Origin of the sequence: Hymenobacter gelipurpurascens, assembly GCF_900187375.1 — a bacterium.
In the GTDB taxonomy this organism is placed as follows: Bacteria; Bacteroidota; Bacteroidia; order Cytophagales; family Hymenobacteraceae; genus Hymenobacter; species Hymenobacter gelipurpurascens.
In genome coordinates, this window is record NZ_FYEW01000002.1 from 312,335 (window position 1) to 338,372 (window position 26,038).

At 56.0% G+C, this 26,038-nt stretch carries 26 protein-coding genes; 10 read left to right on the plus strand and 16 right to left on the minus strand.

What is annotated here, in order from left to right:
• Positions 1-243: 243 nt before the first annotated feature.
• From CFT68_RS13065 to CFT68_RS13095, 7 genes are all read right to left on the minus strand, one after another.
• On the minus strand, positions 244-963 hold the full coding sequence (locus CFT68_RS13065; RefSeq protein ID WP_141106549.1) for a DUF4097 family beta strand repeat-containing protein: 720 nt from the start codon (positions 961-963) through the stop codon (positions 244-246).
• Between the two features lie 48 nt (positions 964-1,011).
• Entirely contained in the window at positions 1,012-1,791 is a 780-nt protein-coding gene (locus tag CFT68_RS13070) for a DUF4097 family beta strand repeat-containing protein (RefSeq protein WP_088844002.1), read from the minus strand.
• 94 nt (positions 1,792-1,885) lie between these two features.
• Entirely contained in the window at positions 1,886-2,749 is an 864-nt protein-coding gene (locus CFT68_RS13075) for a HEAT repeat domain-containing protein (protein WP_088844003.1), read from the minus strand.
• 18 nt (positions 2,750-2,767) lie between these two features.
• Positions 2,768-3,304 (minus strand): RNA polymerase sigma factor, encoded by a 537-nt coding sequence (locus CFT68_RS13080; protein ID WP_245815389.1) that lies wholly within the window; start codon positions 3,302-3,304, stop codon positions 2,768-2,770.
• A gap of 162 nt (positions 3,305-3,466) precedes the next feature.
• Positions 3,467-3,832: a dihydroneopterin aldolase gene (folB, locus tag CFT68_RS13085; protein WP_088844004.1), complete on the minus strand. Its 366-nt coding sequence runs from the start codon at positions 3,830-3,832 to the stop codon at positions 3,467-3,469.
• 144 nt (positions 3,833-3,976) lie between these two features.
• On the minus strand, positions 3,977-5,020 hold the full coding sequence (locus CFT68_RS13090) for a DivIVA domain-containing protein (RefSeq protein WP_088844005.1): 1,044 nt from the start codon (positions 5,018-5,020) through the stop codon (positions 3,977-3,979).
• 142 nt (positions 5,021-5,162) lie between these two features.
• On the minus strand, positions 5,163-6,089 hold the full coding sequence (locus CFT68_RS13095; protein ID WP_088844006.1) for a WD40 repeat domain-containing protein: 927 nt from the start codon (positions 6,087-6,089) through the stop codon (positions 5,163-5,165).
• A 281-nt stretch (positions 6,090-6,370) separates the two neighbouring features.
• Here CFT68_RS13095 and CFT68_RS13100 point away from each other — a divergent pair, with 281 nt between their 5' ends.
• Positions 6,371-7,030: a 4'-phosphopantetheinyl transferase superfamily protein gene (locus tag CFT68_RS13100; protein WP_088844007.1), complete on the plus strand. Its 660-nt coding sequence runs from the start codon at positions 6,371-6,373 to the stop codon at positions 7,028-7,030.
• A 105-nt stretch (positions 7,031-7,135) separates the two neighbouring features.
• The gene (locus CFT68_RS13105; RefSeq protein WP_088844008.1) at positions 7,136-7,747 is read left to right on the plus strand and encodes a redoxin domain-containing protein; all 612 of its coding nucleotides are present in this window, start codon (positions 7,136-7,138) and stop codon (positions 7,745-7,747) included.
• A gap of 84 nt (positions 7,748-7,831) precedes the next feature.
• Here CFT68_RS13105 and CFT68_RS13110 read toward each other — a convergent pair whose 3' ends face one another.
• The 8 genes from CFT68_RS13110 to CFT68_RS13145 all read right to left on the minus strand — a co-directional run bounded on the left by CFT68_RS13110 (position 7,832) and on the right by CFT68_RS13145 (position 16,720).
• A complete protein-coding gene (locus CFT68_RS13110) occupies positions 7,832-8,707 on the minus strand; it encodes a transglutaminase-like domain-containing protein (RefSeq protein WP_088844009.1) in 876 nt (291 codons plus the stop codon).
• Positions 8,708-8,905: 198 nt separating this feature from the next.
• On the minus strand, positions 8,906-10,633 hold the full coding sequence (gene poxB / locus CFT68_RS13115) for a ubiquinone-dependent pyruvate dehydrogenase (protein ID WP_088844010.1): 1,728 nt from the start codon (positions 10,631-10,633) through the stop codon (positions 8,906-8,908).
• Between the two features lie 310 nt (positions 10,634-10,943).
• Positions 10,944-11,516, minus strand: a complete 573-nt coding sequence (locus CFT68_RS13120; protein ID WP_088844011.1) for a DUF1572 domain-containing protein — start codon at positions 11,514-11,516, stop codon at positions 10,944-10,946.
• Positions 11,517-11,584: 68 nt separating this feature from the next.
• Positions 11,585-12,052, minus strand: coding sequence for a hypothetical protein (locus CFT68_RS13125; protein ID WP_088844012.1), 468 nt, complete (start codon positions 12,050-12,052; stop codon positions 11,585-11,587).
• A gap of 69 nt (positions 12,053-12,121) precedes the next feature.
• Positions 12,122-12,307, minus strand: a complete 186-nt coding sequence (locus CFT68_RS13130; RefSeq protein WP_141106550.1) for a hypothetical protein — start codon at positions 12,305-12,307, stop codon at positions 12,122-12,124.
• Positions 12,308-12,998: 691 nt separating this feature from the next.
• A complete protein-coding gene (locus CFT68_RS13135; RefSeq protein ID WP_088844014.1) occupies positions 12,999-14,627 on the minus strand; it encodes an acyl-CoA carboxylase subunit beta in 1,629 nt (542 codons plus the stop codon).
• A gap of 216 nt (positions 14,628-14,843) precedes the next feature.
• Positions 14,844-15,848, minus strand: a complete 1,005-nt coding sequence (locus CFT68_RS13140; protein ID WP_170934794.1) for an MlaD family protein — start codon at positions 15,846-15,848, stop codon at positions 14,844-14,846.
• 65 nt (positions 15,849-15,913) lie between these two features.
• A complete protein-coding gene (locus CFT68_RS13145) occupies positions 15,914-16,720 on the minus strand; it encodes an N-acetylmuramoyl-L-alanine amidase family protein (protein ID WP_394340112.1) in 807 nt (268 codons plus the stop codon).
• Between the two features lie 87 nt (positions 16,721-16,807).
• On the opposite strand from CFT68_RS13145, the gene CFT68_RS13150 reads away from it, so the two are divergent.
• From CFT68_RS13150 to rplS, 8 genes are all read left to right on the plus strand, one after another.
• On the plus strand, positions 16,808-19,687 hold the full coding sequence (locus CFT68_RS13150; RefSeq protein ID WP_141106551.1) for a putative LPS assembly protein LptD: 2,880 nt from the start codon (positions 16,808-16,810) through the stop codon (positions 19,685-19,687).
• Between the two features lie 171 nt (positions 19,688-19,858).
• On the plus strand, positions 19,859-20,674 hold the full coding sequence (panB, locus tag CFT68_RS13155) for a 3-methyl-2-oxobutanoate hydroxymethyltransferase (RefSeq protein ID WP_088844017.1): 816 nt from the start codon (positions 19,859-19,861) through the stop codon (positions 20,672-20,674).
• 106 nt (positions 20,675-20,780) lie between these two features.
• On the plus strand, positions 20,781-21,488 hold the full coding sequence (locus CFT68_RS13160; RefSeq protein WP_088844018.1) for an RluA family pseudouridine synthase: 708 nt from the start codon (positions 20,781-20,783) through the stop codon (positions 21,486-21,488).
• Positions 21,489-21,769: 281 nt separating this feature from the next.
• A complete protein-coding gene (locus CFT68_RS13165; protein WP_088844019.1) occupies positions 21,770-22,528 on the plus strand; it encodes an acyl-CoA desaturase in 759 nt (252 codons plus the stop codon).
• Positions 22,529-22,813: 285 nt separating this feature from the next.
• Positions 22,814-23,359: a 30S ribosomal protein S16 gene (locus CFT68_RS13170; RefSeq protein ID WP_088844020.1), complete on the plus strand. Its 546-nt coding sequence runs from the start codon at positions 22,814-22,816 to the stop codon at positions 23,357-23,359.
• Positions 23,360-23,446: 87 nt separating this feature from the next.
• On the plus strand, positions 23,447-24,025 hold the full coding sequence (gene rimM / locus CFT68_RS13175) for a ribosome maturation factor RimM (RefSeq protein ID WP_088844021.1): 579 nt from the start codon (positions 23,447-23,449) through the stop codon (positions 24,023-24,025).
• A 9-nt stretch (positions 24,026-24,034) separates the two neighbouring features.
• Positions 24,035-24,712, plus strand: a complete 678-nt coding sequence (trmD, locus tag CFT68_RS13180) for a tRNA (guanosine(37)-N1)-methyltransferase TrmD (protein WP_088844022.1) — start codon at positions 24,035-24,037, stop codon at positions 24,710-24,712.
• A 182-nt stretch (positions 24,713-24,894) separates the two neighbouring features.
• Positions 24,895-25,275: a 50S ribosomal protein L19 gene (gene rplS, locus CFT68_RS13185; RefSeq protein ID WP_088844023.1), complete on the plus strand. Its 381-nt coding sequence runs from the start codon at positions 24,895-24,897 to the stop codon at positions 25,273-25,275.
• A 214-nt stretch (positions 25,276-25,489) separates the two neighbouring features.
• On the opposite strand, the gene CFT68_RS13190 is transcribed toward rplS, so the two are convergent.
• Positions 25,490-25,909 (minus strand): hypothetical protein, encoded by a 420-nt coding sequence (locus tag CFT68_RS13190; protein WP_088844024.1) that lies wholly within the window; start codon positions 25,907-25,909, stop codon positions 25,490-25,492.
• Between the last annotated feature and the right edge of the window lie 129 nt (positions 25,910-26,038).

A 26,038-nucleotide genomic window follows, 5' to 3' on the forward strand; every position in this document is an offset into this window, starting at 1 on the left:
TAAATATCAGCATTATAACACAAACCATCACCTTATCTGGCCCTTTCCTCACTTGCCGGTCACTCATCACTCACTTGTGGTGCTGCTGTAGCTGGTCATGATGGTTTAAGCACCCTGGCTTGGTAGCAGTCAGTAGATATATACAACTGGGCCTCACCTGGTCAGGGCATAATTGAAGCCCAAGCGCCCTGGATTGACTGATGAGCGGAGAGGTACAGCTTGGCGGCACTTAGACAACGAAGCCTATTTGCGCTTGCGGAAATACACATCACCGCTCACGGACTCCAGCCGAACCGCGGGGCCGCCGTTACCGCCTAGCGTACCGCGTAACTGGTAGCCCACAATAGGATTGTCTTTGCGGTTTACGAAGGCAATGTCCTGATCGGTGTACACTTCGCCGCTGATGGTTTTGAAGGCCAGGTCGGCGCTCTTCTGGGCGGGCCAGTTCACATCCACAAAGCCACTGATGGATTTCACATCAAGTGGGGCATTCAGCCCGTTCACCTCAATATTGCCGCTGATGGTGTTCACGCGCACTGCTACGCCAGCGGGTACGGCCACGTCTACTTCAACTTTCAGGCAAATGCCGCCGCCGCTCGACTGCCCGTTGCGCCAGTTGCCGCCCCAGCGAGTAGTACCCTCGCCATCGGGGCAATTGGTAACCTGGCTGGTTTGTACCAGCTTTTCATCCAGCACGGAGGTAATGGTGAGGCCATCAGCGGCTTTGCTGGAAGTAAGCGTCACGGCCTCGTTCAGTTGCCCGCCATTGACGGTGACGGTAGCGCGCAGCACCATCTCGGAGCCGCTGGCCGGATGAATTTTGATAACCGTAGCGTGTTTCAGCTCCAGGTTTAAGCGTTGGCCAGAAGTTAAAGGGGCCTTCTGTTCGAGTACTTTTTGGGCGTAAGCTCCCAGGCTGCTCAGCCCTAGCAGGACTGACAGCAACAATAAGAAACGAAACATGGGATGGGTAGTAGAGAAGTGAAAGAATAGATTCTGGCTACTGTTTGGCTATTTGGCTTTGCGCACGTACACATCACCGCTCACATTTTTGAGCGAGATGGAGGTGCCGCCACCGTTGATGGCTCCATTGAGCGTCTGCCCTCCAATCTGGGTCAGGCCACTGCTGTTGGCTGATTTGGGCATAGACATATCGAAATCAGTATACACCTCTCCCGATATAGTACGCATCATGAGCGAGGCCTTGGTGGCCGTAGGCAGGGCCACATCAATAGCGCCGCTAATGTTGGTGATGGCGCTGGGGCCGGTGCCCAGTGAGGTGTAGCGCACCGTAATATCGCCGCTGGTGCTGCTGGCTACCACGGGGCCGACTACGTTCAGCATCTTGGCATCGGAGCTTTTCATCATCACTTCCAGCTTACCCTGCAGGTTTTGCAGCACCACATTACCCCCGCCCCACTGCATTTCGCGGTACACCACATCGGCGGAGCGCGGCACCCGAATGGTGTAGTGCCCATCCTGGCGCGAGGCCTTCACGATGCGTACCGTGTTAGCCTCTTTGGTCACGGCTAGGCCTATGCGGGTGTTATCTACAGCGGAGTTGTACACGGGGCGTAGACCCTCGGCGCGCTTCGGAGCCTCTTCGGCATTGTCGCCTTTGATGATTAGCTCGTCGCCATCGTAACCTTCCACGGTCACTTCGCTGCCGTGCTGCATTTCGATAACCACTTTGCGGTCTTTGCCGCTCAGCTTGGTGCGGTATTCCTGGGCCTGGGCGGCGGAGCCCGCCAGCAGCAGGCTGATGATCAGAAGAAATCTATGCTTTTTCATAGGAGAGAGTCAGTTGCAGATAGGTGAGTCAGATCGTGAGGAGCCGCGGACTCCAAGGGTCTGACAACTACCCTATCAGTAAAAAAAGAGAAGGTTAAATCAGGATGCTAATGCCCTGGCGAGCCTGGTCGCGCACGGCGGGCAATGCGTCGGGGCGCTGAGAGAGGCGTTTGAGCTGGGGCACGGCCTTCTTGTCGCGCAGCTTCACGAGCAGCTCAATGAGGGTAATCTGCACGTTGGGGTCAGTTTGCACGGGTAGGGCCTGTATCAGCGCCGGGGCTACCAACGAATCGGCCCGCAGGCGGTAGAGGGCATCGGCGGCCGCTAGGCGCACGTTGGGGTTAGGGTCGGAGTTGAGCGTGTTAATAAGCACCAGCACCGTGGGGTCGCCGGGGCGCGAATTGCCGGAAGCATCACTTACCAGCTGAATGCGGTGGCTGGCCGTGGCTGGCTGCTGAGTAGCGGCTGTAAGCCGGGCGGCTAGCTGCTGCGCATCGGCGGCCGGCGTAGTCGTGGCTATTTCCGGAGTGGTCGGTTGGCGCAGCAGCAGCCCGAACACCGTGCCGACCGCCAGTAGCGCTATACTGGCCGCAATCCGCAGCCACATAACTGTATTTGATGCTGCTGAAGCACTAGCAACTGGGTGCAGGGGCACTACTTTCGCCTCAAGCGACTGTGCCTGACTAGTTGCGGACACTAGCGCCTTTTCCGCCGCTAGCATGGCCTGAAAATCGTCGCGCAGGCCCATAGGAGGCATTACGGGCGGTAGGTCGTCGAGGGCGGTGAGTAAGCTGCTGTATTGAGCCGCCTTCTGCTGGCATGCCGGGCACTGCGCCAGATGGGCCGCTACCCGAGCCCGCTCTTGGGGTGGTAAGGTACGGGCGGCATAGTCCATCAGCAACAGCTCCAGGTCGGAGCAGTCGGGCGGGATGGGCAGATGGGTTTCGTTATGTAACATGACTAAGCAGTCGGAATATCAGCTGAAGTAAATTTTGCGCAGGGCCTCCAGGGCCCGGTGCGCTTTCACGCGGGCCGCTCCTTCTGAGCAACCCAGCATCTCCCCTATCTCGGCGTAGTCGAAGCCCTGAAAGCGGTGCAGCACCAGAATCTCGCGTTGCGCCGAGGGTAACAGGCCTAGAGCCTCCTGCACGTCCTGGCCATCGTAGGTGGCCGCCACACCAGCCATGGCCGCTCGGCGCAGAGTAGGTGTATGTTCCGCCACTTCCAGGTCGCCGGCCGGTACGTGGTGTTTCTTCCAATGGTCGGCGTACACGTTGCGGGCCAGCTGGTAAATCCACGCCTTGAACGGATGGCTGGACTGGTAGCTGGTGCGGTATTTTAGGATGCGCAGGAACACGTTCTGCACCAAATCCTGCGCCGTATCCCGGTCATTGGTCAACCGTAACAGGAAGCCGAACAGCAACCCCTGATAGCGCTCAAACAGCGTGGATAGCTGGTCGAGGTCGTTGTCACGGACTTGCTCCATCAGGGTTTCGTCGCTGGGGCTTTGCACGGGTAGAAGGAGCTTTATGCGGGGGAGTTGTCAGGAGTACCGACTGATTTGCCGTTCGTTACAGAGGTAGGAAAATATTTTTCAACTCCCTTGAAAACAGCGCGGCTCCGTAGTGCCATGCACCACGGAGCCGTTACTACTTTCTGCGTTTTATGTTTGCTGCTAGGCCACTTGTCGGCGCCTCTCCAGCGTTACGCGGGCCCGATGGCAGATGCCGCCTAGGGGCGGGTTAAACTTCGAGACGCTTACCCGCACACTCTCTATGTAAGGAAACTCTTCCAGCACGCGGTCAATTACGCGGTGGCCTAGGTGCTCCAGCAGGCGCGCCGGGGCCAGCATCTCCTCACTTACCACGCGGTAGAGCACTTCATAATTTACGGTTTCATGGAGCTTATCGGAAGCACCGGCCGCGTGCAGATTGGTATCGATGTACAGATCTACGCCATACTTATTGCCGATTTTCTGCTCCTCATCATAGTATCCGTGAAAAGCGAAAAATTCCATTCCTTCCAGTGCAATCTGGCCCATGAGGTGATGTGGTGAGGTGGTGAAACGGTGAGGTGGCCTAGGCCAGTTGTCGGCTTAAAAATAAGGAAGCCCGCCCCGAGAGGCAGGCTTCCTTGCTGGCAATAAAGAACAAGAATCGCTTTATGTTTCCTGCTCCATGGGTTTTTAAATTTCGTCGAAGAATGACTTCTCGCTCAGGCTGGCGGCCGCCATGCCGGGCTGGCCGGGGTGCGTAACGGGCGAAGGCTGGTTGATTTCCGGATGGCTGGGGCCTACGGGCCGGATATCGGGCGCGGGTGGCTCTACGTTGGGGGCGTGCGGCTCGGGCACCTGCGAAGGTGCGGGCGGATCGATATGGGGCGCGGGCGAAATACCGGGGTTTTCGGCGGGGCCGCCGGGACGCTCAATCTCGGGGCCGGGGGCATGCGCGGGCGCGCCGGGGTCGGGTTGCTGGCCGGGCTTGGGGTTATAGGCGCCCGGCTGCGGAGTTGGTGCCGTGCGAGGCTCAGCAATAGCAGCTGAACCGCCAAAAGAAGCGGCGGTGCCTCCGGCAACGGCAGCAACGGATGAAGTGGAAGTAGCGGAAACGTGCATGGAGGCGTCTGATTTAGGTGAATCGTCGGGGGCGGAGGAGTGGGAACGATTCACTTTTACGCTGGCAGCCCTCGAAAGGATGGCGGCCGTGCTGGCTTTCGGCCGACCCTTAGCTTTTTCCACCTTATCCAGCGCTTCGGAGGCCAACCGGTGCAGGTCGCCAACCAAGCCTTCGAGCACGTTTTCGAGGCGCTGACACTCCTGGCCTAGGCCAGTCACCTCCTTCTGCATATCGGCAATGGCGCGCTCCGACTGCTGGTAGGCCTCTTCCACTACGCTACGGGCCTTCTGGCGCGCATCGCTGAGGAGCTGCTCGGCCTGCAGTTGGGCTTCCCGAATGCGCAGCTGGGCATCGCGCTGGGCCTGCTCCGTAATGCTGTTGCCGGTGTCTTCGGCGGTTTTGAGGGTGCGGTAGAGGCTGGTTTCTACCTCGCGCATCTTGCTTACCTCGTGCGTGGCGTGCTCAAGCTTCAGACGCAGGTCGCGGTTTTCGTCGCCCATCCGCTCCCATTGCTGGGAAAGCGTCATCAGGAAGGCTTGCACTTCGTCTTTGTCGAGACCCCGAAAGGCTTTTTCAAAGGTTTTCTGCCGGATATCGAGAGCGGTAATTTTCATTGGGTGAGAAGCTAGGAGCGAGAAGTTGGGAGCCAGAAGCGAAGCGAAGAATTCAGCAATGCAGTAATAGAGAGCAGAAGAGGCTTTACAACACGCTCTTTCCTTCCTTCTAGCTCCTGACTACTGGCTCCTAGCTTCTTTTTCAAGATAGCTCCCAGACCGCGAGGCTGCGGTCGTCGCTACACGAAACTAGCCTATTCTGCTTTCCCGGCCAAAATAACTTGTTTACCGAGGTGCCGTGGCCGGCGTGCCGGGCGCGGTCTAGCACCCGCAACAAGCTGAACGTTGCCGTATCCCAGAGCTTGATGCTTTTGTCCATGCTGCAGGTGGCGAAGTACTGCCCATCGGGCGAAAAAGCCAGGTGGTTGATGGTGAACATATGCGCCACAATGCTGGTAGCGGCCTGGTAGCCCGCTGCCACGTCCCAGGTGCGCAGGTGGGCATCGCGCCCGGCCGAGAACAGCGTGCGGCCATCGGGAGCGTAGGCCAGGGTAAACACAGAATTAGTGGCTCCCTCTATCCCGTGCTTTAGTTGCAGCGAATCAACGTCCAGCACCCGCACCAGCCAGTCGGAGCCACCTACGGCCAGCTCACCGCGCTCCTCGTGCAGGGCCAGGCAGCGCAGACTTTTATCGGAAAGCTTCAGCAGGGTTTCTACTTTAAAGTCAGAGGTCCGCAGCACAGCCAGCGTGCCGTCGCCGAGGGCCACGTATAGCCGCTGCCGAGCCGCAGAATGCACAATATCGAAGATGGCAGCCGGGGGTAGCGAGGTGGCGTAGGCCAGTTTTTTCTCTGCCAGATCAATAGCCTGAATCCCCTGAAAATTGTGGCCTAGCACCAGCAGATTGTGCTCCGGCAGGTGCAGCAGCGCATACACGGAGTTTTCTACTTTCGCCACCAACTCCCCATCGCGCTCGGGCTCATTGGCACTCCAGGCGGCCACCATTCCATCGGCCCCGGCAGAGTAAAATTCCGGATGGCCGGGCGTGCCGGCCAGCGCATACACGCAGTCGCGGTGGCCGGTGAGGGAAGCGAGTTTGTGAACTTGGGGGCGGTGAACGGAGGACAAGTGGTGAAGCGGTGAGGTGATGAAGGGACGAAGTGATAGGGTAAAGGTACGGCGGTCGGTGCGAGGACGCAGGACGACGCAATCTTTCCTTGATTCAGCGCGAACCGTTTACCTGATCAATAGCCCTGATGACTGGCCTAGCATAAGGGTTTCTCAAAGCGTCAATAGGAGGCCGTACAACAGTGAAGGAAAGGTTGCGTCGTCCTGCGTCCTCGCCACGACCGCCGTACCTTTGTCCCATTACCTCGTCCCTTCATTACCTCATCACCTCAACACTTCCTTTGCCGCTACATTCCATCACTCCGGTTTCGCAAACGGCGCTGCTAGGCCTTTGGCAGCTCACTGAGCCGCTGCCCGCACTATGGGAGCTGCTGCCGGCCCAGCAGCACTACCTGGCCTACTACCCCGATGGCCGTGACGAAACCCGTGCCCGCCAATGGCTGGCCGGCCGGGTGCTGGCCCACCAGTTGCTGCAAGAGGTGAATGATGCGCCGGCTATGCTGCGTAATGACCCCAACGGCCGCCCCTACTTCCCGGAGCTACCGGGCCTAGGCGTATCTCTTTCGCATTCTGGCGAGTGGGTGGCGGCTTTGCTGGACCCCCGCGGGGCAGTTGGCACAGATATTGAACTAATCCGCGCCAAAGCGCAAAAGTTGGCTTCGCGGTTTCTATCGGAAACGGAGCGGGCTGACGCCGGCGACGATGCAGCGAAATACAGTCTCTATTGGAGTGCCAAAGAGACGCTTTATAAGCTGCACAGCCGCCGGGGCCTGGTGTTTAAGGAGCAACTTTTGCTCGACCCGTTTGGGCTGCGAGAGGCAGGTGTGTTGACGGGGCACCTGCTACTCGAAAAATCTCGCAGCCAACACCAGATCTTTTACCAGCGCCTCCCTCAGGATTACGTCCTAACTTACGCTCTCGGTGAAATCGTGAATTTGTAAAATGGTGAGTTGCCGTTCTGCTGGCCTACAAGGCTCAAATAGGACAGATAGCGCCGCCAACACGTCAAACTCACTACTTCACTATCTCACCATTTCACCTTCCGCATGTCTCTTCGCCGAATTTCTATTATTACCGCTGCGGCCCTGCTCTTCTGCACAGTAGCCGTGAGCGTAGCGCGGGCGCAGGGCAGCCGCTCCGTCTCGGATTTCAGCCTCAAAACCAGCACTAACACCGAGGTAGCCCTGAAAAGCTACGCTGACCGCAAGGCGGTAGTAGTAGTGTTCGTGAATCCGAGCTGCGCGTTCTCCAAGCTCTACCAAAGCCGCCTCTCGGCCCTTAGCAGTGCTTATAGCGCCAAAGGCGTAGAGTTCCTGTTCATTGATACGCCCATCAATCTGGAGGCCAGCACCGATGGAACCGATGCCGAAAAGCTTAAAATCAAGACAGTAGGTGGTGCTGATATGCCGCTACTAACGGACGAAGGCCAGAAAGTAAGCGCCCTGCTTGGTGCCACCAAAACCCCAGAAGCCGTGCTTCTGCAGCCCGTGGGTGATGGGTTTGCCGTCCGCTACAAAGGCGCCATTGATGATAACCCCCAGGTGGAAAGCTACGTGAAGGAGCGCTACCTGCAGCAGGCCATCGATAATGTGTTGGCCGGCCGCTCCGTCAGTGTAGCCGATAAGCGCGCTGCTGGCTGCCTTATCAAGCGCAACTAACTATAGGTAGGGGCCTAGGCCACTACCAACAAAAAAGCCACTCGCTTTCAGCAAGTGGCTTTTTTGTTGGGGTACTATCCGCTGTTATTCTTCGTCAGGGTCAGAATCAGCCGTAGGAGCATCGGTGAGGATGGCCAGCAACTGGCCTACCTCGGCTGCTTTGGCCGGTTCCTGCAGCTTCTCGAAGCTTAACTGTAGGTTGCGGAGGGCGCGCCGAACGATATCAATGTGAGAACAGGGCTCGAAGAAAATTTCGTTGGGCGTCAGGTTCAGCTGGCCGATGTAGTGCTCAATATCGGTGCGGGTGAGCACCAGGCCCCGGTTGTAGCAATTGATATAGAACGGCTCCACATCATTGAGCGGACTGGCCGGCCGAAATGTGAGCACGAACAGGTTCGGGAGGTTTACACCGTACACCGGCAGCTTCAGGCGCTGCGCTACCAACAGGTAAATCACGCAGAGAGTGAGCGGGTTGCCGCGGCGCGTTTCCAGCACCCGGTGCAACATAGAGTTGGCCGGCGAATGGAAGTTCTGCGTGTTGGCGGCAAACTTATGAGACCTGAAAATAACGTGGTTGAGGGCCTGCACCTGATCGGTGGGGTGCATATCGGGCTGCAGCAGAGTCCAGACCTCAAAGCGCAATTGCTCAATGGCCCGGTTCAGCACCTGCAAATCGGCGTCGGGGTACTGGTAGGAGTTGAGGAGCCACATGCCCTCCAGCAGGTTTTCGCCGCCAGACTCGCGCCACACGCGCAGGCGCTGCTGCAGGCCATCAAACTGCAAATGGTGAATCAGGTCTTCGAGGCGCTGCTGCTGCTGGCCATCGAGCGTTTCCTCCCACGATTCCTCCAGGAACGGGATGATGCTCTCGCCCAGCGTCTGGATTTTCTCCTGAATCTGCGGCGCGATTTCAGGATCGTCGAGCAGGGAGATAAGGGCTTTGATTTCTTTATTGGTCATGGAGCGGATCAGCGGAAGGCCATGTAGGCCACCCGGTATACAGGAGAGGCAAATAAACGCAACTGACGCGGTTTTGACGTAGCGAGTTGCTGGGATTTAACACTCTTTGAGCAGTATAATGTTCAATCTGGCTCACGCTATATTCTATAGCCAGCCAGCAGGCAGCAGCAAACACGAAGTAAAGCAGCGGCTTACCCGTTACCGCAGCAGGTTGGTTTTAGCCAGTTCCAGCACCTCGTCGCCTCGCCCACTCATAATGGCTTTGAGCGTGTAGAGGCTGAAACCCAACACTTGCTCCTTCTGAATGCTGGGCGGCATAGAAAGCTCGGTGCGCTTCACCACTGCATCCAGAATAACCGGGCCGGGGTGAGCCAGCATTTCGGCAATGGCGCCGGGCAAATCGGCGGGGTCTGAAACGCGAATCCCCCGGACGCCAGCCGCTTCCGCCAGAGCCGCGAAGTTGGGATTTTCCAGTTCCGTGCCGTACTCCAGAATGCCAGCGGCCTTCATTTCCAGCTCCACAAAGCCCAAGCTGTGGTTGTTGAAGATGACCATTTTCACGGGCGTTTTTAGCTGTTTCAGCGTCAGCAGCTCGCCCATCAGCATGGCAAAGCCCCCGTCGCCGGCCAAGGCAATTACCTGGCGCCCGGGATAGGCTAGTTGCGCACCCAGCGCCTGTGGCATGGCGTTGGCCATGCTGCCGTGGTTGAAGGACCCAACCAAGCGCCGCTGGCCATTGAAACGCAGGTAGCGCGCCGCCCAGATGGTCGGTGTGCCCACATCGCAGGTAAAAATGGCATCTTCGGCGGCTTGCTCGTTCAGTAGGCGGGCCACATACTGGGGGTGCATGCTGGTGTCGCCGGGCTCACCGGTGGCCAGCTCGTCCAGATCCTGGCGGGCTTCGCGGTAGTTCTCCAGCGCCTTTTCCAAGTGGCGGCGGTCTGATTTGTGGTTGAGCAGCGGCAGCAAGGCCTGCAGCGTAGCCGCTACGTCGCCCACTAGGCCTACCTCTACTCTGGCGCGGCGGCCAATATGCTCGCCGCGCACATCAATCTGCACCGCACGGGCCTCTTGTGGAAGAAACTGCACATACGGAAAATCGGTACCGAGCATGAGCATGGCATCGGCATCCATCAGGGCCTCATAACCGGAAGTAAAGCCCAGTAGGCCACTCATGCCTACATCGTAGGGGTTGTTTGGCTCCACGTATTCCTTACCGCGCAACGCGTGCACTACCGGCGCGCCCAGCGCCTCGGCGGTTTGCAGAAGCTCGGCGTGGGCCCCGGCGCAGCCCGCACCGGCCATAATAGTCACTTTACTGCAGGTATTAAGCAAGTCGGCGGCAGCGCGCAGGTCTTCGATGGCGGGTACCAACGTGGCGCGACTGCGGAGCACCGGTAGGCGCGGCTCGGGTGCTTCGGTTTTCTGGTGGCTGATGTCGCCGGGCACTACCAGCACCGCTACGCCCCGCTGCACCAAGGCCGTCTGGATGGCTATTTCGGTGGTGCGCACGGCCTGGTCGGGGTGGCCTAGCAGCTCACAATAGGCGCTGCATTCCTTGAAAGTGGTTTCGGGATGCGTTTCCTGGAAGTATTGAGTTCCGATTTCCACGCTCGGAATCTGGGCCGCAATGGCCAGCACCGGCACACGGCTGCGGTGGCAGTCGTAGAGTCCGTTGAGTAGGTGGGTATTGCCGGGTCCGCAACTGCCGGCGCAGACCGCCAGGGTGCCGGTTACGTGGGCTTCGGCCCCTGCCGCAAAGGCACCAGCTTCTTCATTGCGCACATGTATCCACTCAATACCGTCGCGCTTGCGGATTTCTTCGGTTATGCCATTAAGGGAGTCGCCGACCACGCCGTATACCCGCGTAACGCCGGCCGCCATAATGGTATCAACTAGTATTTCAGAGACGGTTTTCTTCGCCATATGCTTCGGGGTTAAGTCCGAAGGCTATACGGCGGATCAGGGTGAGCGGGTAACCCAGGCAGGGGTTCGTTCTGGCTGTTACTTGCGCAAACAAGCTAACAACTGGCCTAGCGAATGTGGACAAACAGCAAGCACTACCAGTTTATACACAACCGTCATTGCGAGCTTGTCGAGGAATCTCGCGTGCTGACGTCATGAGTACTCACAACGTCAGCATGCGAGATTCCTCGACAAGCTCGCAATGACGGTCTTTTTAATTCTTCACAATGGTCGAGAGTGGCCTAGAAGCTCCGGGCAAACCGCATGGCGGCTATTTCTGGTCGGGCTTCAGGTACTCATCTGTGAAATGGGCGTTGTGTTTGGGTTGCGCGAATTTCTCCGCATTATATCCTTGCGAATTGCCACGCGGAATAGACAAGGAAGTCCATTTCTCATTCTGCACCATCTTCCCAATGAACACGATCTGGCCTACATGATACGGGTAATGGGCCAGCTGCCGGTTGATGGCTTCCATGATGGAATGGCCCTGGTTGCGGATATACACCGTTTGGTCCCAGTTCTCCGGAATCAGCGAATCCAGCGCTACAAACAGGCAACTCCATCCTTGCTCCCACTTGGCCAGCATTTCGTCGCGGGTCCGGATGTCGTTGTCGAATTCCGCATCGCGCTGGCGCCACTCCTTTTCGCCATCGGTGGTCAGGAAATCCGTCCAGCGGGAAAGCATATTGCCCCACAGGTGCTTTACAATGATGGCAATGCTGTTGCTCTCGGGGTTGTACTGCCAGAACAGCGCCTCATCGGGCAATTGGGCGAAGGTTTTCTCCCCCAGCAGCTTATAATACTCAAACTGCTTCTTAACGCTGGTCAGGTAGTCGGCGGTCATGGCATCGGTGGCTAAGGCTGTACGCTACCTGAATATAGCAACCTTCCCACACCGATACAATGCCAGCCCTAGGCCAGTAGACCAGCTATTCCTTTCACATTCAGGCGGGCAAACTTCTGCACGCGCTCAAATTTCGCATCCGTTGTAGCCAGTTCCTCATCTTCGGGCTGCTTGGCGGCTACGTGGGTACGGAGCAGCGCAAATGCGGAGGCCGCAATATCCATGTAGCCTAAAATCAGGAGGTACAGCTGCTTCTTTTCGTCCTCGGAGTAGCCTTTCGTCCGGATGGCTTTTACCAAGGTATCCAGCTGCGCAGTTTCGTCAGTGTAAAGGTCGCGTAGGCCACTACGGGCACTTTGGTAGTCGGCCTGCTGCTCGTCGGTGGCAGAGTGCAGCGTGAACGGAAACGCCTCCACGAAAGCGGTGGCCGTCAGGAAGGTTTTCTCGGCGCCGTATACCGCCGTCAGGTGCTTTTGCAGGCTGGTCCAGAGGCCGGTGCGGGCTTTATCGAAAGCGGAAATGGTTACGTCGGTCACGAGCAGTGGGCTACTTGGGTGGGCGGCAAAGGTAGGTAGCCTAGCAATGTAGTGTGTTGCTGAGGTGGCCTAGCGGCTATGCGTGAAGAAAACGAGCATCACTTTCTCATTGCTTTCAGCGGCGCGTATGGCTGATACGTGCTGTTTGGCTCGGTCCGTGGTCGTCCGAATGCTGTCGTAGGCCACCCAGAAACGGTCAATGTTCTCGGTGAATACCATCTGCTTCGTTGCAGACTGGCCTAGGGCTGTATGCATACCGCTGGCTAGCAGGAATAGGCATAGTAGTTTCTTCATCTGGTTACTATCAGGAGCTATGGATAAGTATCAGCAGGCAAAAGGTATCTAGAAAAGCGGAAACCCCTGCCTCCTTACAACGCAAACGGCCCGCCGCACCGGGTGGTGCTGGCGGGCCGTATCTAACATGAATTGTTGCTTAAGCTGCCTTCTGCGCGGCAGGTGTAAATTCATCTGGCGGAACTTCCACTACCTACCTGTTGAAGATAGGTTGCCAACACAAATGGAAAACACAGGGAAGTACTCAGTATTAGGATACTCAGTAAACCATCGATGTACCACTTGTAGTTAGGTGGCTTACTGTCCCATCGGTCAGCAATAATCAGATGTCGGCCAGTCAACAACTTAACGAAGCTGTCGGCGACAAAAAAGGCAATTAAAAATATTGCTGGCACAAAACAGGAAACCGTTTGTAGTTCAGCATCATAGAAATACCAAAACCCGAAAGCTGCCAACACAATTGACAGACCTAAATGAACCAAATAGATTCTTTTGTCAAACAATACATTGTATGGTTTTTTCCGTGGATTCAGGGTTAAGAATCCATTGCACATATAGAACACATAACCAAATCCGATACTGATACACAATATTTTCATTGTATAGACTCAGGTATGTGTTAGCATATGGAATAGACCATTATTATCTGTCATCACACCTGAATTACGCCCACATTGTACGCCTTCTCAATAGGCGCATGATTGGCCATGCTAATGCCTTGTGAAATGACCTTACGGGTTTCCAATGGGTCAATAATAGCATCTACCCAAAGGCGGGCTGCCGCGTAGTAGGGCGAGAGTTGCTCTTCGTAGCGAGCTTTGATGCGGTCTAGCAGCTCCTTCTCGGCTTCGGGCGTGATGACTTCGCCTTTGGCTTTTAGGGAAGCTATCTGAATCTGGAGCAGTGTGTTGGCGGCAGCAGCTCCGCTCATTACGGCCAGCTGGGCCGTAGGCCATGCCACGATGAGGCGCGGGTCGTAGGCCTTGCCGCACATGGCGTAGTTGCCGGCGCCGTAGCTGTTGCCGATGATGACCGAGAACTTGGGCACTACGGAGTTGGCCATGGCATTCACCATCTTGGCGCCATCCTTAATGATACCGCCGTGCTCCGACTGCGAGCCCACCATGAAGCCCGACACATCGTGCAGGAACACCAGCGGAATCTTCTTCTGGTTGCAGTTCATGATGAAGCGCGCGGCCTTATCAGCCGAGTCACTGTAGATAACGCCGCCCATCTGCATGGCGCCTTTCTTGGTCTTTACAATTTTGCGCTGGTTGGCCACAATGCCTACCGCCCAGCCATCAATGCGCGCTAGGCCACACAGCAGCGTCTGGCCGTAGAGGTCTTTGTAGGGCTCGAACTCCGAGTTGTCAACCAAACGGTTGATGATGTCCATCATGTCGTAGGGCTTGGCGCGGTCGGAGGGCAACAGGCCTAGAATCTCCTGGGGGTTCTCCTTGGGCGCTACCGCCGCTTTGCGCGAGAAACCGGCCGTAGCCTGACCGCCCAGCTTATCGAAGATGTTGCGGATATGGTCGAGGCACTCTTCGTCGTTGGCAAACTTGTAGTCCGTCACGCCCGAAATCTCCGAGTGTGTGGTGGCACCGCCGAGCGTCTCGTTGTCAATGCTTTCGCCAATAGCCGATTTCACCAGATAAGACCCCGCCAAGAATACGGAGCCGGTTCCGTCCACAATCATGGCTTCGTCGCTCATAATCGGCAGGTAAGCCCCACCGGCCACGCACGGCCCCATAATGGCGGCCAGCTGCACGATGCCCATGCTGCTCATCACGGCGTTGTTGCGGAAAATACGGCCGAAGTGTTCCTTATCGGGGAAAATCTCATCCTGCATGGGCAGATACACGCCCGCCGAATCCACGAGGTAAATGATGGGCAGCTTGTTTTCGATGCTAATTTCCTGGGCCCGCAGGTTTTTCTTGGCCGTAATCGGGAACCAGGCCCCGGCCTTCACGGTGGCATCGTTGGCAACAACCACGCACTGGCGGCCCTGCACCCACCCAATTACTACTACCACGCCGCCGCTGGGGCAGCCCCCCTCCTCCTTGTACATTCCTTCTCCCGCAAACGCCCCGATTTCAACGGTTTCGGAATCTTTGTCGAGCAGGTACTCAATCCGCTCACGAGCCGTAAGCTTGCCTTTACTTTTATGGGCAGCAATCCGCTTCTCGCCGCCGCCAAGGGCTACACGCTGCAAACGCTGCCGGAGCTGAAAGGAAAGTTGCTTAATGCTGTCTTCGTTCTTGTTGAATTCGAGGTTCATGCGGGGTGGGATGGGAAAGGTGAAATGGTGAAGTTGTGCAATGGTGAAATTGACGTTCTAGTGGCCTACACGGCACAAAGGGCACAATATGTGTCCCCAGAATGTCAAACTCACCATTTCACAACTTCACAACTTCACCCTTGGTTAGAAGCGAGAAATCCGCCTGGGTGGGGCGGATTTCAAAGGTAAGGAGAATGTGCAACTGGCCTAGCGGACTTATTTAACGGTCGTTTTGGCCTCGGTTTCTATTTTCGTGCCGTCGGGCTGCTTGGTAGTGGTTTCCACCTCTTTCTTGGTCTTGTCCTTGCCGCCCCCGAATACCGAGAAGTGCACGTAGCGCTTCGGATTAGCCTGGAAATCGGTCAGCAGGGTGTTGGTGCTGGCAGCGGTAGCGTTGAGGTTGTTATACAGCGTTGTATCGTTGATGAGCTTGCCCAACGAGCCTTTCTGATCCGAAAGGGAGCGGTTGAGCGTGGTCATGGTGCCTTGCGCTTCCGTCATGGTGGCGTTGAGTTTGCGCATGGCAGGGCCTACCGGAGCACTTTTCAGCGAATCACTCAAAACGGAGAAGTTGGTGGCAATCCGGTCAAACTTGGCGCTGGTTTTATTCAGCTCAGCGGTCAGGCGGGCCATGTTGGTGGTAATCTGGTTGATGTTGCGCTGGTTCATCAGCAACAGATTTTTCAGGGCCTCGGTGCTGCCCTGGGCATTGAGCAAGGTGGCCTGCAGGCTCACTTTAGCTTCTTTGCTCAGGAAGCTGTTCACTTTGGTCAGAGTAGAATCGACGGTACCGAGTACGGGCAGCGCCTTGGCCTGAAACGCATCCGTGATACTGGCCACGGTATAGGAACGAAGCTCCTCGCCGCCATCATACACTTTAGTATTCTTGCCCAGGAACAGGGTTATCGTCTTGGAGCCCAGCAGCGAGCCGCTGAGGCTAGCCACGGTAGAGTCGCCGACGGTAATGCCTTTCTGCAATTCCACGGCTACTTTGATGCGGTTGGCCTCTTCGGGCAACAGCACCATTTCTTTTACCTGGCCTACCTTGATACCGTTGAGAATAACCGGGTTTCCAACCGTTAACCCATCTACGTTATCATATTTGGCATAATAGGTCCGATCAGAAGACAGCAAATTACTGCCCTTCAAAAAGTTAAACCCAATAACCAACAGAGCAATAGCCACAATGCCCAATAGGGCCACTTTTATTTCTTTCGACACAGGGGTCAGCAGTTGGGTGAGAGAGAAGTCGGGAGTAAAAACCAGGCTGGCAGGCCTGCGTAGGCCTATTCGCCGTTCATTGCCTCCAGCTCGTTCTTATAGTCGCGGAAGGCGCGGTAGATACCTCCGGCTATATACGACTGCCCGGCTTTATCGTTCAGATACACTTCCTCGGTGCGGTTGGTCAGAAAGCCCGACTCAATGAGCACGGCCGGCATCGTGGATTTCCAGAGCACCAAAAAGCCCGCCTGCTTCACCCCTCGGGAGGGTCTGCCCACGGTAGTTTTCAGCTGCCGATCTACCTTTTGGGCAAACCGAATGCTGTTCACGATGTGGGCACTTTGGTAGAGCGAAAACAGAATATGGCTTTGCGGCGAGGTCGGGTCGAAGCCGTTGTAACGCTCCTGGTAGTTGTCTTCCTGCAGAATTACGGCGTTTTCGCGCTTGGCTACGGAAAGGTTAGCGTCGGTTTTGTGCGGCCCCATCGTCCAGACTTCAGTGCCATTAGCCGAGGGTGAGGAGGCATTGCAGTGGACCGAAATAAAGAGGTCGGCGTTGTGCTTGTTGGCGATGCCAGCCCGGTCGGCCAGCTCCACAAACACGTCGGTTTTGCGGGTGTACACCACCTTCACATCGGGCATGGTTTCCTCGATCTGGTGGCCTAGGGCGAGAATAATTTTCAGGGCCACATCGGCCTCGCGCGCCTTCACGCCGGCGCACCCCCGGTCCTTGCCGCCGTGTCCGGCATCAAGCACCACGGTGCGCAAATGATATTTACTTGGGACTGGTACCGGAGCATCCGGCACAACAGCCCGCGACGAACCGGCGAAAAACAACAGGCCCGCCGCACTGAGAGCTACAATATTCCGCACGGATTTCGTTAGTTGGGGCAGCGACCCGCTACCTTTGCAAACCGCCACAAAATAAACGATAAAAACTACGTGGCCCCGCTAGCGCCTGTGTTTCATTTGATTTTATATGCGCCCGGCCGGTGGCCCCGGCTACTTACGCTCTTGCTGCCGCTGCTGCTGAGCTTGCTAGGTGCGCGCACTGGCCTAGCCCAGCAACGTCCCCGCACTACCTCGGTGCCCACCGATGTGCGCCCCGCCCCGCGTGTACTCAACCCTCCCAAACCTAATGCTCCGGTCCGTACGGATACCGTAGGCCTGGTCAGCGGCTCTCCCGATTCGCTGAACGTGGCCGCCGGGGGCCGCAAAGGTGCCGTAGAAACCACCGTCAAGTACAAGGCCAAGGACTCGATCCGGTTCGAGGTGCAGAATAAAAAGGCCATCCTCTACGACAAGGCCAACGTGGATTACGGCGACATGAACATCCAGTCGGCCCGGATTACGGTGGACTATAACACCAACGTGGTGACGGCCGAGGGCCGCAAGGATTCTACGGGCAAATTAGTAGACCGACCCGTGTTCAAGGACGGCGGCAGCACCTACCAGGCCAACCGCATCGACTACAATACTAAAAGCAAGCGCGGCCGCATCACGGATGTGGTCACGAACATGGGGGAAGGCTACATTCACGCCGAAACCATTAAGAAAAACGACCGGAACGAGCTGTTCGGGGTGCGAGGCCGCTATACTACCTGCAACCTCGAAGATCCGCACTTCTATATCAACGCCTCCAAGATGAAGGTGATTCCGGGCGAGAAAGTCGTGACCGGACCGTTCAACCTCGTTATCGGGGATATTCCGACGCCGCTAGGCTTTCTGTTTGGGTATTTCCCGACGCCCAAAACCAACCAACGCGCTTCCGGCCTGATTATTCCCACCTTCGGCCAGGCCGCTGACCGCGGCTTCTTTCTGCGCAACGGCGGCTACTACTGGGCCGCCAACGACCACATTGGCGTGCGCCTCACTGGTGACATCTACTCCGGCAATGCGGACGTGTTCGGCGGCTGGCGCGGCACGGCTGAGGTGCAGTACATCACGCGCTATCGGTATAGTGGCCTACTATCGTTTAACTACAGCTCGCAGCCCACTACCCAAATTCTGAGCTCTACCGACGTCAATACCAACCCGCAATACAACGTGCCACGCTCTTCCAAAAACTTTGCGCTAGCCTGGAACCACACTCCCGTGGCGCGGCCCAACGGCGGCCGTTTTTCGGCCAACGTGAACGTGAGCAGCAGCAACTACTACCGCCAGAACTCTTACAATCAGCGCCTCTACCTGCAGCCGGCCTTCTCGTCTACTATTTCCTACTCGAAGCAGATCCGCAACTCGCCCATCAACTACGCGCTGCAGCTAAGCCAGACGCAGAACACGCAGTCGGGTACGATGAACTTCACCCTGCCCGACGTGACGGTAGGTGTAGCTCGGCAGTACCTCTATGACTTAGTAGGCCTGGAGCCTCAGGGCAAGTTCTATGAGCAGCTGGCAGTGGCCTACACGTTCGTAGGCCAGAACCGCATCTCCAACTCCATCCCGCAAACCTTGCTCAATAGCGGAGCTATTCCGGTGCTGGGCGGCTCGCGCGAAACCGCCGTTCTGCCCGTTAAGCTGGACAATCTTGCCAAACTGCTGCGCAACTCCCAGACGGGTGTCCAGCATCAGTTCCAGATTACGCTGGGCAACTACACGTTGCTGAAGCACTTCAACCTGAATCCTAGCATCAGCTACAACGAGGTGTGGTACTTCAAGAGCCTCGACTACAGCTATAATTCTACGGCCCGTGCAGTACGCATTGATACGGTAGCCGGCTTTAATCGTCTCAATAGCTATTCTGGTGGCCTGAACCTGAGCACGAACTTCTACGGCACTATTAACCGGAAAGGCACGCGCAAAATCCAGGCGCTACGCCATAAGGTTACGCCTAGCCTGAGCTGGCAATATTCGCCGGACAACAGAGCTAGTAACCGTGCCTTTGCTATAACAGAATTAGGCGACCTCCGCGACCCTGCTACCGGCCGCGTGTTCCTGAATGACCCAAGTTTAAAAGGCCAATCTTATCAGAGTGCTCAACTGCTGCCACGCTATAACGGCTTCTTATTTGGAGTACCAAGCACTACAAAAGTCAGTGCCATTAACTTCTCGCTGCAGAACTCGGTAGAGATGAAGGTGCGCAACAACGAGGATACTACCGGCACAACGCCCTTCAACAAAGTCAGCCTCATTGATGGCCTAGACTTTAACATCGGTTACAACTTCGCGGATTCAGTCTTTAATCTCAGCCCGTTGGGCATTGTGTTCCGCACCCAGGTGGCACGCAAGCTCAACTTATTGGTGAATAGCAACCTAGAGTTTTATCAGCAGGACTCCACTCGTCGCCTCATCAATAAGTTTCTGTGGCAGCAGGACAAGAAGAAGCTGGCCCGTCTGGCCTCGGCCAGCCTGACGATGAGCTATCAGTTCAACCCCAGCACCGGCGACCGTAAATCTGCCATTAAGCGGCCCGTGGCACCTGCCAACGACCCCTCGCTGGGCTCTCCTACTCGCCTCGACCCCTATGAGGACTACGTGGACTTCGAGATTCCGTGGGACCTGAGCACCAACCTCACGGCAACCTATGCCAACCAGGGGCCCCTACCCGCCCGGTTTAATCGGCCCCGTAACTCGCCCTACACGGCCGTCAGCCTCAACCTGAACGGCTCCGTGAAGCTGACGGAGACGTTGCGCTTCGGCTTCAGTACCAACTACGATTTCGTGAACAAGAATCCAGCCTTCACCTCCCTGGATATATTCAAGGACTTGCACTGCTGGCAGATCAATGGCAACTGGCGCCCCTTCGGTCCCACACGTGGCTACTTCGTGACCATTGCGGCCAAATCTGCGCTATTGCAGGATCTGAAGCTCAGCCGCAACCGCACTTTCCTGAACTACTAGCAATGGCCTAGGCCATGCTTGGTGTAGGCTAGTGGAGGGCCGGACTGGCCTAGGTAGGGAAGTGGCCTACGCGCATTGCGGAAAAATTCTGCAGATTTGGGCCACCATCCGCACCCGTAGTAGGGTCGGATTTCTGACGTTTTTCATATTCTAAGTACCTAAGTTCCGACTATGTCTCAGCACAAAGAAGTCAAGCTCGTGACCACGCACCAACTGCTGGCCATGAAGCAGCGCGGCGAGAAAATTTCCATGCTCACGGCCTACGACTTCTCGATGGCACAGATTCTGGACGGCGCCGGCGTAGATGTGCTGCTCGTCGGCGACTCAGCCTCCAACGTGATGGCCGGCCACGAAACCACCCTGCCTATCACGCTGGATCAGATGATTTACCACGCCCAATCGGTAGTGCGGGCTGTGAAGCGGGCATTTATTGTGGTAGATATGCCGTTTGGTTCCTACCAGGGCAACTCATCAGAGGCATTGCGCTCGGCCATCCGCATCATGAAGGAATCGGGGGGCCACGGTATTAAGCTGGAGGGCGGCGCCGAAATCAAGGACAGCATTACCCGCATCCTTACCGCGGGCATTCCTGTAATGGGCCATTTGGGTCTTACTCCGCAAAGTATTTATAAATTTGGCACCTACACGGTGCGGGCCAAGGAAGAAGCTGAAGCCCAGAAGCTCATTGAAGATGCGCTTCTGCTGGAAGAAATCGGGTGTTTTGCCTTGGTACTGGAGAAAATCCCGTCCTCGCTGGCCAAACAGGTAGCTGAAAAGCTCACTATTCCGGTCATTGGTATCGGGGCTGGCCCGGATGTAGACGGCCAGGTATTGGTAGTGCACGATATGCTGGGCATTACCAAGGAGTTCAAACCCCGCTTCCTGCGCCGCTACGCCGAGCTAGGCGACCTAATGCACGATGCCGTGCAGCGCTATATTCAGGACGTAAAAGCCCGCGAATTTCCTACCTCCGACGAGGCGTATTAAGTACCAGAAGCGGTTATCAACCGAGAAATGGCGCAAGCCGATGAGCAATACCTGATTGCCGTTGATACCTGCCACCTGTTTATTGCTCATTGCTCATACCTTATCAGTGAATCGTCCGAATCTGTGGTCGGAACAGAAGGAAATTCTGTTCGAAGACAATCACCTGCTCATTATCAACAAGCCCGCCGGCCTGCTCGTGCAGGGCGATGCCACCGGCGACGAGCCTCTTTCGGCCAAGGCTGAGGAATACCTGCGTTTCAAGTATAAAAAGCCTGGGGCAGCCTTTATCGGTGTAGTACACCGCCTCGATAGGCCAGTAAGCGGCGTAGTGGCGTTAGCCAAAACCAGCAAAGCCCTGAGCCGCATGAACGAACTGTTCCGCGACAACAAGGTGCACAAGACGTACTGGGCCCTCACCGGCAAATGCCCGGAGCCGACCAGCGGCCACCTCACGCATTGGCTCGTGAAAGACCCTATCCGGAACACTACGAAAGCCTACACAGAGCGCCACGGCCAAGGGCTCAAAGCCGACCTGGATTACCAAGTGCTAGGCCAGGCGGGCAACCGCTGGCTAGTGCAGGTAAACCCCATCACGGGCCGGCCCCACCAGATACGGGTGCAGCTCAGCAGTGGCCTAGGCACCCCTATTGTGGGAGATGTGAAGTATGGTTTCCTGGCGCCTCTGCCCGATGTAAGCATTGCCCTGCATGCCCGTCGGCTGGAGCTACAGCACCCCGTTACCAAAGAGGCTATGTGCTTTGAGGCGCCTGTGCCGGATATCGCGCATTGGGATGCCGCAAAACAGTACTATTAATAGTGGCTGCTTTGAGCAAGTAGTAGCTTAGGCGCTCTACAACACTGGCCTACCGCACCCTGCTTAAGTACGCTGTATCTATTCATGCGCTATTTAGAATGCTGTATTCGTAGTTGGCAGCGTTAACTGAACAACATTTTGGCCTTTTATGCAGGGAAATTGCACTCTGCGCGGGTGTGGCAGTAGTTTTGTAAACCGGCTTCTGAACTTATGCCTGCCTTTCGCGCTTTGCGAATTGAGGCTTAGCCGCTTCTCCCTCTGCTTCTAACCTTTTTCGGCCCATGGCGATACTTTTTTTCTTCGTAGCACACTACTACCTGTCGCTATTCACGCAGACGTTCTATCTGCACCGCTATGCGGCCCACAAGATGTTCACGATGAACAAGTTCTGGGAGAAATTCTTCTTCCTGTTCACGTACATCTGCCAGGGCTCATCTTTCCTGTCGCCGCGGGCGTATGCGCTGCTGCACCGTATGCACCACGCCTACTCCGACACGGAGATGGACCCACACTCCCCTCTCTTCTCATCGAATGCTTTCTCGATGATGTGGAAGACCAAGAACATCTACAACGACGTTCTGAACCGAAACTACGCCGCCGCTGAGCGCTTCGAGGGCGATTATCCGGAGTGGGCTGCCGTAGAAAACTTCGGCGACAAATGGTACTCACGCCTCGGCTGGGGCACGTTGTATGTACTGTTCTATGTGCAGTTCGCTACGGCTTGGTGGCAGTTCCTGCTTCTCCCGATTCACTTCCTGATGGGTCCTATCCATGGTGCTATCGTGAACTGGGGCGGCCACAAGTATGGCTATCAGAACTTCGACAACCACGACCATTCCAAGAACACGCTTGCGCTGGACTTCCTCGCTTTTGGCGAGCTATTTCAGAACAACCACCACAAGCTGCCCATGCGCGTCAACTTCGGCGTAAAATGGTGGGAGTTTGACCCTACTTACATGTTCATCTGGGGTATGGATAAAGTAGGAGTCGTGAAAATTAAGCGCAAAGTAAAAGCTCCGGCCAAGAAGCTAGCGGCCTAGTAACCACTGAAATCAATAAAAAGGCTGTCCTCTGTTGAGGGCAGCCTTTTTATTTTCTACTTACTAAAATGCCAGTCAACCTGCGCTTGTGACGGTTCATACTAAGCTTGCCCGACTGGCCTATTAACAGTTGTTTCGGCATAGCAAGATCCTTAGCAATCGCAGCATGAAGATCTTCAGAGGAGAATACTTTTAAAAGCGCTCCTTTCTATCAGAGTTTTCCGCTACCTTTGCACCTCATTTTTCATCAGACGCACGAGATGCGTCGCTTAACCAACCCGGTTTATGGCAGTTAAAATCCGCCTCGCCCGTCGCGGCCGCAAAAAGGCCGCTCAATTCGACATCGTTGTTGCTGACTCCCGCTCGCCCCGCGACGGCCGCTTCATCGAGAAAATCGGTACCTACAACCCCCAGACTAACCCTGCTACCATCAACTTCGATGGTGACAAGGCATTTGACTGGATCATGAAAGGTGCTCAGCCTACCGATACGGTACGTGCTATGCTCTCTTACCGTGGTGTATTGTACCGCAAGCACTTGCAGCTGGGTGTAATTAAAGGTGCTATTTCGCAGGAAACTGCTGATCAGCGCTACACCGACTGGAAAGAGCAGAAAGACGCCAAAATCGAAGGCAAGCGCAGCAACATTGGCACTGCCAAAGAGGAAGCTCGCAAAGCTTCGCTGGCTGCTGAAACCAAAGTTAAAGAAGCTCGTGCTGAGGCGCAGCGTCAGAAGCAGGCTGCTGCTCTGGCTGCCAACGCTCCGGCTGCTGAAGCTGAAACCGAAACGGCTGAAGCTTCGGCTGATACCACGGAGGAAGCTGGCGCCTAAGCTGCCATAGAATCTGAGGAGTTTGAGAGCCCAAGAGTGCTACGCTCTTGACCTCTCAAACTCCTCATTTTTTACCTTTCTACTTCCATGACTCTCGACGACTGCTACCAACTGGGTTCCCTCGGGAAGCCTCACGGCCTGAAAGGCTTCGTGGTGGCTTTCTTCGATGTGGATGACCTCGACGATTACCGTAAGCTGAAATCGGTGCTGCTGGAATTACCCGCAGCCCCAGGCAAGCTAGTGGCCTACGAGGTGGAAAAGGTGCAGCCCCAGGCTGAAAACCGCGTATTGTTTAAGCTGAAAGGCATAGACCGCGTGGAAGAAGCCGAGCCCCTGCGCAACGCCAAGCTCTGGCGCCCCCTCACGGAGCTGCCCAAGCTGGAAGAGGATCAGTTCTATTTCCATGATGTCATTGGCTACACTGTAGTTGATGAGCAGTTGGGCGAGCTTGGCCTTGTAGAAACTTTCTATGAGCTGCCGCAGCAAGATTTACTGGCCATGCGCTATCAGGGAAAAGAAGTGCTGATTCCGGTTGTGGATGAGCTCATCGTCCGGGCCGACCAGCAGGAGCGTAAACTCTACGTGACTTTGCCGGAAGGTTTGCTTGATGTGTACTTGTCAGCAAGTTCGCGTGAGCAGGATGAACCGTCGGAAGAAGAGGCCTAGGCCACTCCTATGCGTATTGACATCGTAACGTGCCAGCCAGATTTGCTGGTCAGCCCCTTTGCACATTCCATCGTGAAGCGTGCGCAGGAAAAAGGCCTGGCCGAAATCCATCTGCATGATCTGCGCCGCTATGCTATCAACAAGCACGGCCAGATTGATGACTACGTGTTTGGAGGAGGAGCTGGCATGGTACTACGCGTGGAACCCATTGCCGCTTGTTTCGACGAGCTCATGGCCCAGCGCACGTACGATGCCATCATCTACCTCACGCCCGATGGAGAAACCCTTCGTCAGCCACTCGTGAATCGGTTGTCGTTGGCTGGCAACTTATTGCTGCTCTGCGGGCACTACAAGGGAGTGGATGAGCGCATCCGACAGGCCTACATCACCCACGAAATCAGTGTAGGCGACTACGTATTGAGCGGGGGCGAATTGGGAGCGGCTATTTTGGTAGACGCGGTAGTTCGGTTGCTGCCGGGTGTGCTGGGGAATGAGGAATCAGCCCTAAGCGACTCCTTCCAGGACAACCTGCTTTCTCCGCCCGTCTATACTCGGCCAGCCGAGTGGCGTGGGCATGAGGTGCCAGAGATTCTACTCTCCGGCAACACCCCCAAAATTGATGTCTGGCGTCACGACCAGGCATTGGAACGGACCCGGCAACGGCGTCCGGACCTACTGCAGGAATAGCTGTGTAGGCCACTTGTTGAGTACATTCCTACTGGGTAGCGTCCGTGCTTCCAGGGTCACTCAACTAGCTGTGCAGTTACCACTTGCAGAAAGTTGTAATTTTCAAATCAGAGGGCTATATTTGCGCCTCTTTACCAGAAACCTCCAGACGGCGCGGCCGTCTTTATTCAGTTTTCCCAGCCATGAGCGTACTACTCGATTTTATTCAGCAGGAATCCCAGGAGCGCCGCGCCAGCTTCCCCAAATTTGCCGCCGGTGATACCGTTAACGTTCACGTAAAAATCCGTGAAGGCAACAAGGAGCGCATTCAGCAGTTCCAGGGTGTAGTTATCCAGCGTCGCAACAACAACTCGAACGGCGAAACTTTCACCGTACGTAAGATTTCGAACCAGATCGGTACCGAGCGTATCTTCCCCCTCCTGTCGCCTAACATCGACAAGATCGAAGTAATCCGTCGTGGTAAAGTACGTCGTGCTCGTCTGTTCTACCTGCGTGGCCTGTCGGGCAAAGCGGCTCGTATCAAGGAGCGTCGCTTGAACGTAGTAGAGAAAGTAAAAGCGTAGTCTTTCGCTTTTCTCACATACATTATAGAAGAGCCGGTTTCCTGCAAAGGAGCCGGCTCTTTGTTGTTATACTCTTTAACTGAGGTCTGGACTAATACCTAACTGGCCTGGCATAGAAAAGCGCCGCTCCTGAATTAATCAGAAGCGGCGCTTTTCTATGCCAGGCCAGTTGAGGCGCCTTAGAAAGCGGCACCGACTACATCAGCCTTTCTATTTATTGGGCTGAGCCTTGGCCTAGGTCTTGGGCGGCCGTGTTCTCCTGAGGCGAATGTACTTGCTTAGCGGCGGCACTTAGTGCTTCGCCCAGCTTCGTTACCCGCTCAGCAGTATTGGGGTTTTCAGCGAATACTGCTGCTTTGGAGGTGTTAGTGCCCAAGCGGCCTAGCAGCTGAGAAACAAGGTCCTTATCGATGGCGCCACCATTGAAGTGAGCCTTCAGCGCCTGCATATCCGTGACAATCTGGTGCAGCTCCGGATTGTTCACATCCTTCAAATCTTCAATCCAACGCTGGAAATGGTTATCCAGCCCGGAGCGGTCGGCTTCTTCCTGCAGGTCGCTGCTCAGGATCTTGACAGCGCCATCGAGGTGGTTCTGGTGCTGGGTATCGTCTTTGGGTTGCTTATGAAAGGACATAGGTCTTAGAAATTTGCCCGCGAGGCGGGGTGGTACGTGGAATACTCAGCAAACGGTAGCGGTTGGCAAAGGTTATGATGCGGGTATCCGGGGGCGGCACCTTACTTTCGTGGCATCACCGCCCATCTC

Excerpts from the sequence above, each read along its gene's own strand:
- trmD (WP_088844022.1), top strand. The coding sequence starts at position 24,035 with ATGCGTATTGACATCGTAACGTGCCAGCCAGATTTGCTGGTCAGCCCC.
- panB (WP_088844017.1), top strand. The coding sequence starts at position 19,859 with ATGTCTCAGCACAAAGAAGTCAAGCTCGTGACCACGCACCAACTGCTG.
- CFT68_RS13070 (WP_088844002.1), bottom strand. The coding sequence starts at position 1,791 with ATGAAAAAGCATAGATTTCTTCTGATCATCAGCCTGCTGCTGGCGGGC.
- poxB (WP_088844010.1), bottom strand. The coding sequence starts at position 10,633 with ATGGCGAAGAAAACCGTCTCTGAAATACTAGTTGATACCATTATGGCG.
- CFT68_RS13130 (WP_141106550.1), bottom strand. The coding sequence starts at position 12,307 with ATGCATACAGCCCTAGGCCAGTCTGCAACGAAGCAGATGGTATTCACC.
- CFT68_RS13065 (WP_141106549.1), bottom strand. The coding sequence starts at position 963 with ATGTTTCGTTTCTTATTGTTGCTGTCAGTCCTGCTAGGGCTGAGCAGC.
- CFT68_RS13120 (WP_088844011.1), bottom strand. The coding sequence starts at position 11,516 with ATGACCGCCGACTACCTGACCAGCGTTAAGAAGCAGTTTGAGTATTAT.
- rimM (WP_088844021.1), top strand. The coding sequence starts at position 23,447 with ATGACTCTCGACGACTGCTACCAACTGGGTTCCCTCGGGAAGCCTCAC.
- CFT68_RS13135 (WP_088844014.1), bottom strand. The coding sequence starts at position 14,627 with ATGAACCTCGAATTCAACAAGAACGAAGACAGCATTAAGCAACTTTCC.
- CFT68_RS13170 (WP_088844020.1), top strand. The coding sequence starts at position 22,814 with ATGGCAGTTAAAATCCGCCTCGCCCGTCGCGGCCGCAAAAAGGCCGCT.
- CFT68_RS13165 (WP_088844019.1), top strand. The coding sequence starts at position 21,770 with ATGGCGATACTTTTTTTCTTCGTAGCACACTACTACCTGTCGCTATTC.
- CFT68_RS13110 (WP_088844009.1), bottom strand. The coding sequence starts at position 8,707 with ATGACCAATAAAGAAATCAAAGCCCTTATCTCCCTGCTCGACGATCCT.
- folB (WP_088844004.1), bottom strand. The coding sequence starts at position 3,832 with ATGGGCCAGATTGCACTGGAAGGAATGGAATTTTTCGCTTTTCACGGA.
- CFT68_RS13090 (WP_088844005.1), bottom strand. The coding sequence starts at position 5,020 with ATGAAAATTACCGCTCTCGATATCCGGCAGAAAACCTTTGAAAAAGCC.
- rplS (WP_088844023.1), top strand. The coding sequence starts at position 24,895 with ATGAGCGTACTACTCGATTTTATTCAGCAGGAATCCCAGGAGCGCCGC.
- CFT68_RS13105 (WP_088844008.1), top strand. The coding sequence starts at position 7,136 with ATGTCTCTTCGCCGAATTTCTATTATTACCGCTGCGGCCCTGCTCTTC.
- CFT68_RS13190 (WP_088844024.1), bottom strand. The coding sequence starts at position 25,909 with ATGTCCTTTCATAAGCAACCCAAAGACGATACCCAGCACCAGAACCAC.
- CFT68_RS13075 (WP_088844003.1), bottom strand. The coding sequence starts at position 2,749 with ATGTTACATAACGAAACCCATCTGCCCATCCCGCCCGACTGCTCCGAC.